The sequence below is a fragment of the Flavobacterium sp. 102 genome (genome assembly GCF_003634615.1).
In the GTDB taxonomy this organism is placed as follows: domain Bacteria; phylum Bacteroidota; class Bacteroidia; order Flavobacteriales; family Flavobacteriaceae; genus Flavobacterium.
This window is the reverse complement of the sequence record NZ_RBKX01000001.1, coordinates 618,795-631,305: the sequence shown is the minus strand read 5'-3', so window position 1 is coordinate 631,305 and position 12,511 is coordinate 618,795. Positions and strand designations below refer to the sequence as shown.

General features: G+C 36.5%; 10 protein-coding genes. 2 read left to right on the top strand and 8 right to left on the bottom strand.

Features of this window, described 5'->3' with window-relative positions; all coding sequences use genetic code 11:
- Window positions 1–111: 111 nt before the first annotated feature.
- The 4 genes from kbl to C8C84_RS02745 all read right to left on the bottom strand — a co-directional run bounded on the left by kbl (window position 112) and on the right by C8C84_RS02745 (window position 5,653).
- Complete coding sequence (kbl, locus tag C8C84_RS02760) at window positions 112–1,302, bottom strand: glycine C-acetyltransferase (RefSeq protein ID WP_121312074.1); 1,191 nt, start codon at window positions 1,300–1,302, stop codon at window positions 112–114.
- Between the two features lie 84 nt (window positions 1,303–1,386).
- Window positions 1,387–4,539 carry an exodeoxyribonuclease V subunit beta gene (locus C8C84_RS02755; protein ID WP_121312073.1) on the bottom strand — a complete coding sequence of 1,051 codons (3,153 nt, stop codon included), beginning with the start codon at window positions 4,537–4,539 and terminating at the stop codon, window positions 1,387–1,389.
- Window positions 4,539–5,135: a hypothetical protein gene (locus tag C8C84_RS02750; RefSeq protein WP_121312072.1), complete on the bottom strand. Its 597-nt coding sequence runs from the start codon at window positions 5,133–5,135 to the stop codon at window positions 4,539–4,541. The genes C8C84_RS02755 and C8C84_RS02750 overlap by 1 nt, the downstream gene beginning before the upstream one ends.
- The gene (locus C8C84_RS02745) at window positions 5,129–5,653 is read right to left on the bottom strand and encodes a GNAT family N-acetyltransferase (RefSeq protein ID WP_121312071.1); all 525 of its coding nucleotides are present in this window, start codon (window positions 5,651–5,653) and stop codon (window positions 5,129–5,131) included. The genes C8C84_RS02750 and C8C84_RS02745 overlap by 7 nt, the downstream gene beginning before the upstream one ends.
- 72 nt (window positions 5,654–5,725) lie before the next feature.
- Here C8C84_RS02745 and C8C84_RS02740 point away from each other — a divergent pair, with 72 nt between their 5' ends.
- A complete protein-coding gene (locus tag C8C84_RS02740; RefSeq protein ID WP_199717088.1) occupies window positions 5,726–6,967 on the top strand; it encodes an MFS transporter in 1,242 nt (413 codons plus the stop codon).
- Between the two features lie 101 nt (window positions 6,968–7,068).
- Window positions 7,069–7,677 (top strand): superoxide dismutase, encoded by a 609-nt coding sequence (locus C8C84_RS02735; protein WP_121312070.1) that lies wholly within the window; start codon window positions 7,069–7,071, stop codon window positions 7,675–7,677.
- Between the two features lie 605 nt (window positions 7,678–8,282).
- Here the strand turns inward: C8C84_RS02735 and C8C84_RS02730 are convergent.
- The 4 genes from C8C84_RS02730 to C8C84_RS02715 all read right to left on the bottom strand — a co-directional run bounded on the left by C8C84_RS02730 (window position 8,283) and on the right by C8C84_RS02715 (window position 12,443).
- Entirely contained in the window at window positions 8,283–10,181 is a 1,899-nt protein-coding gene (locus C8C84_RS02730; protein ID WP_121312069.1) for an amidophosphoribosyltransferase, read from the bottom strand.
- A 124-nt stretch (window positions 10,182–10,305) separates the two neighbouring features.
- On the bottom strand, window positions 10,306–11,232 hold the full coding sequence (locus C8C84_RS02725; RefSeq protein WP_121312068.1) for a PfkB family carbohydrate kinase: 927 nt from the start codon (window positions 11,230–11,232) through the stop codon (window positions 10,306–10,308).
- Window positions 11,233–11,308: 76 nt separating this feature from the next.
- Window positions 11,309–11,788, bottom strand: a complete 480-nt coding sequence (rnhA, locus tag C8C84_RS02720) for a ribonuclease HI (protein WP_121312067.1) — start codon at window positions 11,786–11,788, stop codon at window positions 11,309–11,311.
- A gap of 91 nt (window positions 11,789–11,879) precedes the next feature.
- Complete coding sequence (locus C8C84_RS02715) at window positions 11,880–12,443, bottom strand: phosphoribosylglycinamide formyltransferase (protein WP_121312066.1); 564 nt, start codon at window positions 12,441–12,443, stop codon at window positions 11,880–11,882.
- Window positions 12,444–12,511: the final 68 nt, after the last annotated feature.

The following is a 12,511-nucleotide window of genomic DNA, read 5'->3' as shown; positions in this document are numbered from 1 at the left end:
TAATACGTATTAATATAATATCAAAATCTTATTGTTAAAATGTGGAAATTATGTAATGTTTTGGATAAATTTTGGAATTCCAATGACAATTACGCAACATTTAACACCGTTTTATATGACATTTAACATCTTGGCTACTTCTTCAAAGGCTTTAATAGCCTGATCAAGATGTTCTTTGGTATGTGCGGCTGATAATTGTACTCTGATTCTAGCTTTGTCTCTTGGAACCACTGGAAAAAAGAATCCAATCACGTAGATTCCTTTTTTCAATAATTCATCTGCCATGACTTGAGACAATTTGGCATCATATAACATCACAGGAACAATGGCTGAATCTCCATCAATGATATCCAAACCTGCTTTTTTCATTCCTGCTTTGAAGTAGTTGGTATTCCATTCTAATTGATCTCTCAACTTGGTGTCTTTTTCTAATAGTTCGAAAACTTTGATAGAAGCACCAATAATGGCCGGAGCTAAGGAGTTTGAAAACAAATAAGGTCTTGAACGTTGACGTAATATTTCAATCACTTCTTTTTTAGCCGTAGTATATCCGCCCATAGCGCCGCCTAAAGCTTTTCCTAAAGTTCCGGTGATGATGTCAACTCTGCCCATAACGCCTTTGGCTTCCATAGTTCCTTTTCCTGTTGCACCGATAAAACCTGCTGCGTGACATTCGTCAACCATTACTAATGCATCGTATTTGTCGGCTAAGTCACAGATTTTATCTAATGGTGCCACCAATCCGTCCATAGAGAAAACACCATCGGTTACGATTAACTTGAATCGATGTCCGGCTTCAACCGCTTTTTTCAATTGGGTTTCCAAATCTTCCATATTGGAATTTTCATAACGGTAACGCGCGGCTTTACACAATCGCACACCGTCAATAATAGAAGCATGGTTTAAACTGTCTGAAATAATGCAATCTTCTTCGCCTAAAAGTGGTTCGAAAACACCACCATTGGCATCAAAAGCTGCTGCATATAAAATAGTATCTTCCGTTCCGTAAAAATCGGCGATCTTTTTTTCTAAAGTTTTGTGAATATCCTGAGTTCCGCAAATGAAACGTACTGATGACATACCGAATCCGTGAGAATCTAAAGCGTCTTTCGCTGCCTGAATTACTTCCGGATGCGAAGACAACCCCAAATAATTATTAGCACAGAAGTTTAAAACTGTTTTGCCGTTTACGGTGATTTCCGCGCCTTGAGGCGAAGTGATGATGCGTTCTCTTTTGAAAATACCGTTTTGCTCAATGGTATTTAGTTCGTTTTGTAAGTGTTGTTGAATTTTTCCGTACATGTTATTTAGTTTGTTGTTTGTTGTTTCTTTTTCTGCCTTTTGCCTTTTGCCTTTTGCCTTTTGCCTTTTGCCTTTTTTTAGAGTTTACAAATTTACTATTTCCAACCTTTCCCCAATATAAACCAATGCTTTTTTAGTCACTTTAAAACCCATTTTTTCGATTGCGTTTTGATAATTTTCCAATTGCAAGGTGTATTTCGTTTGGTGCGCTCCGGTTTTGTAATCGAGCAAATAGATTTCTTGGTTGGTGTTGATGACCATTCTATCTGGTTTGACCAAGTTGCCTTCTTTTTGAATGATGGTTTTTTCGTTTAGAATTTTGTTGCCAATGGCGAAAAAGGATAGCAAATCAGAATGGTTGACGACTTGTTGAATGGTTTGTTCGACTTCTTCTTTTTGCGATGCGATAATCAATCCGTTTTCGATGGCTTTGGTGAGTGCCAAATCAATATCATCTTTGGTTTTGACGAAGGATAAAATTTCGTGTAAAATGTTCCCGAATTCAATCGCTTTCTGTTGTTGCGTGTTCCACATCAAACTTTCTTTTTGGGCAATTTTGATGTTTTTCGGGTTCAAAGTGGCTACTAATTGAGGGATGGTTTCGGTTTCGTCAATGAGGTCTTTGGTATCGGATAATTTTTTGGCTTCGCCAAATGAATACTCAAATTTACTTTCGTCAAAACCTTTGTCTTCCAAAAACTTGATAAAAAACGTCGCCATGTTATTTGGATATTCGCCCGAAGTTTTGCTTCTGCCTTGCATCCCCGAAATGATATACAATTGCTCTTCAGCACGCGTTAGCGCCACATACAAAACATTAATATTGTCGAGCAATTCTTCCTGTTTTTTTTGTTGGTACACCAAAGTGGCTTCTTCGCCATAACCTTCGACTTTACTACTTTTGTCGACTAATGCTTTCGGCAAACCGATAATGGCTTCATCGGCATTGAGCCACATTTTTTCCCGCGGACCTTTGCTGTAATCTTCTTCGGCAAAAGGAAAAATCACCACCGGAAATTCTAAACCTTTCGATTTGTGAATCGTCATAATCCGAACGGCATCGTTTCCTTCAGGCGACGGAATACTGAGTTTCTCCGAATTGTTGTCCCAATAAGAAAGAAAATCCGAAATGCCGGCTTGATTTTTAAGATCTCGCTGTAAAACTTCATCCAGGAAAAACTGGATGTAAGCATTGCGCTTGGCCATCGGAATGACTTTAGCAATGATAATTTCTGCGGCTTCGTACAATGATTTTTTTCGAATATTTTGAAACGAAAAATCTATGTTGAATGTCGTTAACCAGTTTTGAAATTCGGGTTCCGATTTTTGTTCCATACCTTGGGCAATGAAATCGTGAATCGCTAATTGCTCTTGTTGCGAAGCCAAATAATACAAAAAATTCGCCTTCGATTGCAAATCGTTGCTGTTTTTCAGATAGCGCAAAATGTGAATCACGCCTTGAACTTCCGACGAAGCACCGAGCAACAAACTTTCTGAAGACAAAATCGGAATGCCGTTTTCGGTTAAATAATTGGCAACTTCAGTTCCGTGAGCTTTTTTTCGGGTTAGGATAACGATGTCTTTGTAGCGGAAACCGTTTTGTTTGACTTTTTCAATCGTGGCTAAAGTCGCTTGCAAATACAATTCGTTTTTGGCTAGATTTTCTTCATCGTCAAAGGTTTCTTTGTCAATTTTTGGTACAAAAGAAATATTGACATAACCACCAGTTTTGGAATTGAACTTTTGATGGCTGTGGTTTTGGTACAAATCTTTGTAATCTGCATGCGCAAATTCATTCGATAAAAAGCCAAAGAGTTTGTTGTTGAAATCAATAATTTCCGAGTAACTGCGGTAATTGGTTCCCAATGAAAAAGGTTTCCAATCCGGATTCACGAATGGATTTTTGCCTTTTACTAATTCGATAAATTGTTCGGCTTTTCCGCCGCGCCAACGGTAAATCGATTGTTTTGGATCGCCTACAATCATCAGTGAACCTTGTTCACCATTCAAATCTTCGCTCGACAAGGCATTATCAATCAGCGGAATTAAATTCTGCCATTGCATTTCTGAAGTGTCTTGAAATTCATCGATAAAGAAGTTTTTATACTTTTCGCCCAAACGCTCATAAATAAATGGCGCAGGTTGGTTTTGGATTTGTTCGTTAATCAGTTTATTAAATTCAGCTATAGAAAGGATGTTTTGTTCTTTTTGGATTTTGCCCAATTCATTGCTAACCGTATTGAGTAAAGAAAGCGGTGTAATGTTTTTCAGAAACGCTTCGTAGAAATTTTTCTTCTCGAATGTTGCATAAATCGAAGCCAACATTTCGAGTAAATCGGGAATGATATTTTCAATTATCGCTCTGTCGGAAGCGGTTTTGTTGATAGAAATATCTTCAAACTGATAATATCTCTTGTTGATAGGATTGAATCTTTTTTCAACAATGCTTTTTATATGATTTGGAAAAGTTTCTCTTGAAAACGATTTGAGATCAATGCCTTTGTTTTGAATTAACAATAATATTTCGCTTGCTGATTCAACCGTTTTCGTTTCTAATTCATCACAAAGTTCCGTCAGTTTGTTTTTGATTTCAATAAACTCCGTAATGGTTTTGTTTTGGAAATGCGTGATTTCTTCCCGATTGTTTTCGTTTAAAATCAATTTTCCGGTGTCCATAATTTCGCGCGAAATGTCCCAAGATTTGTCGTCATCGGTTTTTTCCATGGTGAAATCGACCAACAAGTTGGTTAACGTTTCATCGTTTCCGGCTTCGGCTATGATGGCGTCGACGGCTTCGGTCAATAAATTTTCGGTATCCAACGACACTTCAAACGTAATGGGCAAATTCAAATCGTGTGCAAAAGCGCGAATGACTTTGTGCGTGAATTTGTCAATGGTAGAAATATCAAACGAAGCATAATTGTGAATCAGGTTTTTGATGATGCTTTTGGCTTTTTCGGTAATCGTGGCCAATGATAATCCTGTTTCCCTTTGAATGTCTTGCATCAATTGCAATGCTTTATCGGAAGGATTTTCTTTGGCAAATTCTGACAGACTTTCGACCACCCGACTTTTCATTTCGTGTACTGCTTTGTTGGTAAACGTAATGGCTAAAATATTGCGATAGGCATCGGGTTTTTTAGACAAGAGAATAATCTTTAGGTATTCTTTGACCAAAGTATAAGTTTTGCCCGAACCGGCGGAAGCGTCGTATATGGAGAAAGCGGTTTTTTGCATTAGTTACTTTTAGTAGTTTTTAAATTTAATAGCCATTGTTTGGCATATTTATAAGCGAATACTATAATGGCAAATTCAATTGTCTTAATTATTAACGAAAGTATGAACACCCACCAAGTGATTCCAAAATCCAAACTGAAAATACGCCAACTGCTCGGAAGATAATCTCTGTGAAGGGAAGTTATCATTATGACAAATCTTTCAAAAGTTAGAATAAAAGAAATACAAATTAATAGCCTGAAAATCAAAAGTCTTCTAATGAAACGAATTCTTAATGATTGGGTTAACATTACCCAAAACAAAGGTTGAAACCAATAGCCAAAAGAATACGGACCGGTTAGCCTGCGGATAAATTGTGCTTTTTCTTCTTCATTCATTACGTTAAAATAAGTTAACAATACCGCAATTATCCAAACAATGCCATAGGCTAATCCTAAAAAAGCAAGCGTTTTGCATGCCTGTTTATCAAACTCAGCCAAAAACTCTTTTTGGTATTTGAATAATCGTAAAATAAAAAACAAAATGGAATACCAGCCAAAACCGATAATCAAGTCAACTCGGATGAAATCCAATATGAAATCAAAAACGGCTACCATTGGTTTTTATTGATCAGGTAAACAAAATTCAACTTCGCGTCTTCACCATAATATTCCACTTCAAATTCGTCAATTTTCACAGCACCGATTTTTTCAATAGCTTTTTGTGACCGAAGATTAAACGCGCCAATATGAAAATAAACTTTATTGACATGTGCGAAAGCATAATCGAGCATGATTTTTTTCAAAGCTTTGTTGTAGCCGTTGCCCCAAAATTTCCGTCCGATAAAGGTATAGCCAATCAATACCGAATTTTCTTTTTCGTTATAATCATAAAAACGACTGCTGCCGATTACTTCATTTGTTTTTACATCGCGAATTATAAAAGCACCTTTAGACAAAATGGCACCTTCAAAATAATTTTGAAAAACATCGCGTTGGTATCGCAGTTTGTTTGGATGTTGTTCCCAAACCAAAGGATCAGAAGCCACGGCATACAATTCTTCAAAATCTATTTCCTGTAAAGGAATTAGTTTAATAAGCTCATTTTCAAGTTTATTGGTTTGCAAATCAAACATAGAAAACTATAGTTTTTATTTATGCTACTAATGTAATTAATTAATTCTTTATTAAGAAAAACGAATTTTTCAATGCGTAATTTTGCAACTGAATTAAAAAATATTGTTTTGAAGAAAAATGAAGTTATTTTGGTAGCATTGATGGCGTTACTGAATTTCACACACATACTCGATTTTATGATTATAATGCCTTTGGGAAATATCTTGATGCCCAAATGGAATTTGACTACTTCTGAGTTCTCAATTATTGTTTCCAGTTATTCTTTGGCTGCTTTTGTGAGTAGCTTTTTTGCCATTTTCTTTGCGGATAAATTCGACCGAAAAAAACTATTGCTTTTTGGATATTCCGGATTTTTAATTGGCACTTTTGCTTGTGCTTTTGCTTTTGGAACTTATTCGATGATATTGGCCAGAACATTGACCGGATTGTTCGGTGGTTTAATCAGCGCACAAATCTTAAGTATTATTGCCGATGTTATTCCGTATGAAAGACGCGGCAGAGCGATGGGAATGTTGATGGGCGGATTTGCTTTGGCTTCGGTGATTGGCGTTCCTTTTGGGTTGTTTTTAGCTAACAAATATGATTGGCATTATCCGTTTTTAGTCGTTGCGATTTTTGGCGTGTTGTTGTTGCCGTTCTTAATACGATTTGTTCCCAATGTCAATGCCCATTTATCTACTCCTGTAAAGTTGAAAGAACGCATATCCAATTTCTATGACATCTTTAGTAACCAAGCGCAAATCACGGCTTTGTTATTTAGTTTCTTGTTAATCACCGGACATTTTATAATCGTGCCATTGATTAATCCTTATTTGGTTTACAATGTTGGCGTTCCGCAGGAATACACACCTTTAATTTATTTAGTCGGTGGAATTTGTTCTTTGATTTCCGCTCAAATCATTGGAAAATTAGCTGATAGTTATGGCAAAAGAACCGTGTTCGTTTGGGCAGCTTTAATTTCAACTTTCTTTGTTGTTTTGATAACTAATATGCCTCATTGGCAACTTTTCATTGTGTTAGGTATCTTCGGATTTTGGTTTAGTTCTTCAACAGGAAGAACAGTTCCTGGTCAAGCGATGATTACCCAAGCGGTTACCAGTCAAACTCGAGGTAGTTTTATGAGTTTAAATTCTTGTGTGCAATCACTTGGGACAGGATTTGCCTCATTAATGAGTGGTTGGATTACTTATAGTGATACCAAATTTGCTATCCATAATTACAATTATTTAGGCTACATAAGCATTAGTTTGATTTTATTGTGTGTTTTGTTATCTTACCAATTAGAGCGAAAACTGCAATATGTTGAGGTGTAATTTTTTGAAATGTTATAAATGATTGTGTGAATTTTATAAGTAAAAACAATTTATAATTTATAAATTTGAACATCAAATATTAATCTTTAAATATAGTAACCATGGCTTTTGAATTACCGCAATTACCTTATGCATACGATGCATTAGAACCATATATTGATGCTAAAACAATGGAAATTCACCATTCGAAACATCATAATGCTTATACAACCAATCTTAATGCGGCGATTGCCGGAACAGATTTGGAAGGTTTAACGATAGAAAACATCCTAATCAACTTGGATATGAAAAACGCAGCAGTTAGAAATAACGGAGGCGGATTTTATAACCACAATTTGTTTTGGAGAGTAATGGCGCCTAATGGTGGCGGATTGCCAACAGGCGAATTAGCTGAAGCAATTGAAAGAGATTTTAAATCATTCGAAGAATTCAAAGCGCAATTTGCCAAAGCTGGCGCAACACGTTTTGGTTCTGGCTGGGCTTGGCTTTGTGTTCATAAAGGCGGAAAGTTGGAAGTTTGTTCTACACCCAATCAAGACAGTCCATTAATGCCGGATACAGCTTGTGGCGGTTTCCCTATTTTAGGAATGGATGTTTGGGAACACGCTTATTACTTAAACTATCAAAACCGCCGTCCCGATTATATTGAAGCGTTCTTCAATGTAATCAATTGGACAGAAGTTGCCAGATTATACGCGACAGAAAAATAAAAGACAAACTCTTTTTAAGGATTTAAACCGATTGTGAAAGCAGTCGGTTTTTTTATTTGGGATAGGGTTAAAAATAAACAGGCGGAATTGCTTCCACCTGTTTGCCCCAAATCTACCATAAACTTAACCTACACTAAATACTATGGTAGTGCAAATTTAACAACATAAAAAAGGAAAAAGTGCTTTTTTAACTGAATTATATTGGAATGATAGGCAAATGAGAGTAGAAATCGCCTTTTTTATGATTTTCAGCCTTTATAAAATAAAAAAGGTGAAAATTTCTTTTCACCCTTTTTGCCCCAAATCTACCATAAACTTAACCTACTAATGCTATGGTGACGTCAAAAGTATAGGAGTTACTGTGTTCAAAAAAATAAAACAGATGAACGGCAAGTATAATCGTTGAAATTTTTTCTGCTGATTCTAAGGCTTGTAGAAAATAAAAAAGGTGAAAATTTCTTTTCACCCTTTTTGCCCCAAATCTACCATAAACTTAACCTACTAATGCTATGGTAAGGTCAAATGTAAGTGGTTTAACATTTTGCAAACAAAAAATTTAGACGAACTGCATCAAAAATCGTTTAAAGACAAAAAATGTTAAAATTTTAGTACGCACGTGCATCTTTACCTTCGAAAAAATTCATAAATGCCTTGTTTACAACACGGTTACCTCCGGGTGTTGGATAGTCGCCGGTAAAGTACCAATCTCCTAGGTTTTTCGGACAAGCGATGTGCAAATTGTCAACAGTTTGGAAAATGATTTTTACTTCAGCTTTAATGTCTTCGGGATGCAATAACTCGGCTATTTTATTCGATATTTCAGTGTCGCTAAATGGTGCGTAAATTTCGGTTACGAAATTCACTACATCAGCGTCTTTTAAATTCTCTTGTGATTTACATTTTTTATATACATCGTCTACGATGTGATAAAGATTTCTCTCTTTCAACAATTCAATCGCAGCTTGAAAAGCAACTAGCCCTTCTAATTTAGCCATATCAATCCCATAACAATCCGGATAACGAATTTGTGGTGCCGAAGAAACTACAACAATTCTTTTCGGATTCAATCGATCCATCATTTTAAGAATGCTTTTCTTCAAAGTCGTTCCGCGAACAATACTGTCGTCAATAATTACCAAATTATCTGTTGGCTTGATTACACCATAAGTCACATCATAAACGTGCGCAACCAAATCATCACGACTGCTATCTTCAGTGATAAAGGTTCTTAGTTTAGCATCTTTTATAGCAATCTTTTCCGTTCTGATTTTTACCGAAAGAATTTCTTCGAGTTTTTCTTTGGTTAACGTTTTACGGTTATTCAAAATAAACTGGTTCTTTCTTTGGTTCAGAAAATCATTCGCTGCTTCTACCATTCCGTAAAAAGAAGTTTCAGCCGTATTTGGTATAAAAGAGAAAACAGTATTGTCGGTATCGTTTTCAATTGAATCTAAAACCGCCGGTAAAATTAATTTACCCAATTCTTTTCTTTCCTGATAGATTTCGGCATCGCTGCCACGAGAAAAGTAAATGCGTTCAAAGGAACAAGCTTTTTTTACTGTTGGCGTAATGATTTCTTGTTGCGAAACGGTTCCGTTTTTCTTTACAATCAAAGCATGTCCGGGTTGTAATTCTTGTACCTTTTCGAAAGGGACGTTGAAGGAAGTTTGAATCACAGGTCTTTCAGAAGCGACGACTACAATTTCATCATCTTCATAAAAGTACGCCGGACGAATGCCAGCCGGATCACGGAAGACAAAGCTATCGCCGTGACCTAATAATCCTGCCATCGCATAACCGCCGTCCCAACCTTTAGAAGCCCGTTTTAAGATTTTGGCAATGTCTAATTTTTCAGCTATTATAGGGGAAGCTTCTCTTTTTGATAAGCCGTTGTTTTTACATTCTTGATATAAGTCGGTCACTTCATCATCAAGAAAATGACCTATTTTTTCCATCACAGTTACGGTATCCGCCATTTCTTTTGGATGTTGGCCTAATTCTACCAAACTGTTGAAAAGTTCGGTCACATTAGTCATGTTGAAATTTCCGGCCACGATAAGGTTTCGGTGCATCCAATTGTTCTGACGTAAAAAGGGATGAACGCTTTCAATGCTGTTTTTACCGAAAGTTCCGTAACGAACATGTCCCAAAAACAATTCGCCTATATAAGGAATGTGGTCTTTTTGCAATTGTACGTTGTCATTATATTCAGGATGCAAAGTCAGTTCTTCATTAATTCTTTCATTGATTTGCGCAAAAATATCCTGAATGGGTTGTGCTTTGTTTGAGCGCACGCGGCTGATGTATCTTTCACCCGCTTCAACGTCAAATTTAATCGAAGCAAATCCGGCGCCGTCTTGACCGCGGTTGTGTTGCTTTTCCATCAGCAAATACATTTTTTGTATGCCGTAAAAAGCGGTTCCGTATTTTTCTTTGTAGAATTCTAAGGGTTTTTTTAATCTTAAAAGGGCAATTCCACATTCGTGTTTTATTGCGTCACTCATTGTAGTTGTAGTTTGTAGTTAATTTGTTTTTTTCCGCAAAGTCGCAAATTAAAAATTCAAAATAAATTTGCGAATTCGCGGTCATTTTTTAATAAAAAATGCCCCGAAGTTTCGAGGCATAAAGTTATTGTAATTCTATTTCAAATTGTGTTAAAGCTTTGAATTGTTTCAAGCGCTTGTTCACTTCTTCTTTTTTCAGTGAGAGCATTCTTTCGGTTCCGAATTGCTCCACACAGAAAGAAGCCAAGTTAGATCCTTGAATGATGGCAGTTTTCATGGTTTCAAAAGAAATATCTCCTTGTTGAGTAATGAATCCTGCAAATCCTCCGGCGAAAGTATCGCCTGCACCGGTTGGATCAAATACATCGGCCAATGGTAATGCAGGAGCAAAGAAGATGTGTTCATCGTGGAAAATCAATGCGCCATGTTCTCCTTTTTTGATTACCACATATTTTGGTCCCATCGTATGGATTTTCGCAGCCGCTTTTACCAAAGAATATTCTCCGGATAATTGACGTGCTTCTTCATCATTTATTGTAATAACGTCCACACGTTTAATAACGTCCAATAATTCAGGCAACGCACAATCCATCCAAAAATTCATAGTGTCTAAAACCACTAATTTAGGTTTTTGTGTCATTTGGTTTAAAACGCCGGTTTGAACAATAGGATGTAAGTTGCCTAACATCACTACATCCGCATTTTTAAAATGTTCCGGAACAATTGGGTTGAAATCAGCCAATACATTTAATTCAGTAGCTAAGGTATCTCTTGAGTTCATGTCGTTGTGGTAACGACCACTCCAAAAGAACGTTTTGCCGCCTTTTACAATTTCTAAACCTGAAATATCAATATTTCTATCAGTTAATAAGTCTAAATATTCTTGTGGGAAATCATCACCAACCACCGATACAATAGCTGATTGTAAGTTAAAATGCGAAGCGGATAAACCGATGAAAGTTCCAGCGCCACCTAAGATTTTATCCGTTTTTCCAAAAGGTGTTTCGATAGCGTCAAAAGCAACCGTTCCTACTATTAAAAGTTTGTTCATTATTTGCGTTTCAAATTAAAGGCGCAAAGATAAGCATAAGTCATAAAGTGGCAAAGTCAAAACTGATAAAGTCATCTTAAAGTAACTTTCCTTCTTCTTTCTCATAAAAAGCGTCAATGGAAAGTTTCTCCAAACCTGAAGCATAAACCGCCAATTCATCGCAGCGCTCGTTTTGCGGATGGTTATTGTGGCCTTTAATCCATTTGAAATCGACTTGGTGTTGGCGGTAGATCTTGAGGAAGCGCATCCACAAATCGGGATTCTTTTTACCGGCGAAGTTTTTCTTTTCCCAACCAAAAACCCATTTCTTTTCAACAGCATCGACTACATATTTAGAATCGGAAATGACCAAGACTTTCATGTTGGGATTTTTGAGTTTTTCCAAACCTACGATTACGCCTAACAATTCCATCCTATTGTTGGTTGTATAGCGAAAACCTTCGTAAAATTCTTTTTTATAAGGTGTTCCAACCATTTCCATGACAACGCCATAACCGCCGTTTCCGGGATTTCCTTTGGCAGCGCCGTCGGTGTAGATGTGGACTTGGTGTGACATTTGGATTTCTTAGATTGGTTAGACTTTTTAAATGGGTTAGATTGATTGTACTTTTAGACTCCTTACGTTTTTCTAAGAAGTCTAAGTTAGTCTAATAATCTAACAGTCTTTCAATTGTTTTTGGGAAGTGTTCGTGTTCTAATGCTTGAACTTTAACCGCTATTTCTTCAGGAGATTGACAATCTTCAATATTTATATTTTGTTGAAAAATGAATTCGCCTTCGTCATAATGTTCGTTGACGTAATGAATGGTGATTCCGGTTTCTTTTTCTTTGTTTTCCAAAATAGTTTGGTGTACTTTCATACCATACATTCCTTTTCCGCCATATTTTGGTAAAAGCGCCGGATGAATATTGATGATTTTATTTGGGTATTGGTGTACAATAACATCTGGCATTTTCCAGAGAAAACCGGCCAGAACGATTAAGTCAGGTTGGAGTTTGTTGATTTTTTCTAGAACAAAGCCTTCGTTTAACTCCTCCCTATTGAAAACAAAGGAAAACACATTGTGGTATTTTGCTATATCTAAAGCTTTGGCATGTAGATTGTTAGTAAAGATGCCGACTATACTTATACTATCGTTGTTTTTGAAATACTGTATGATATTCTCCACATTGGAACCAGCGCCCGAGGCAAAAAGCAGAATCTTTTTCATGGAAGATCAAATTTGGTAGCACAAAAAAAAGAATAATTACTCGAATTAAAACCATCATAATGTAAGAT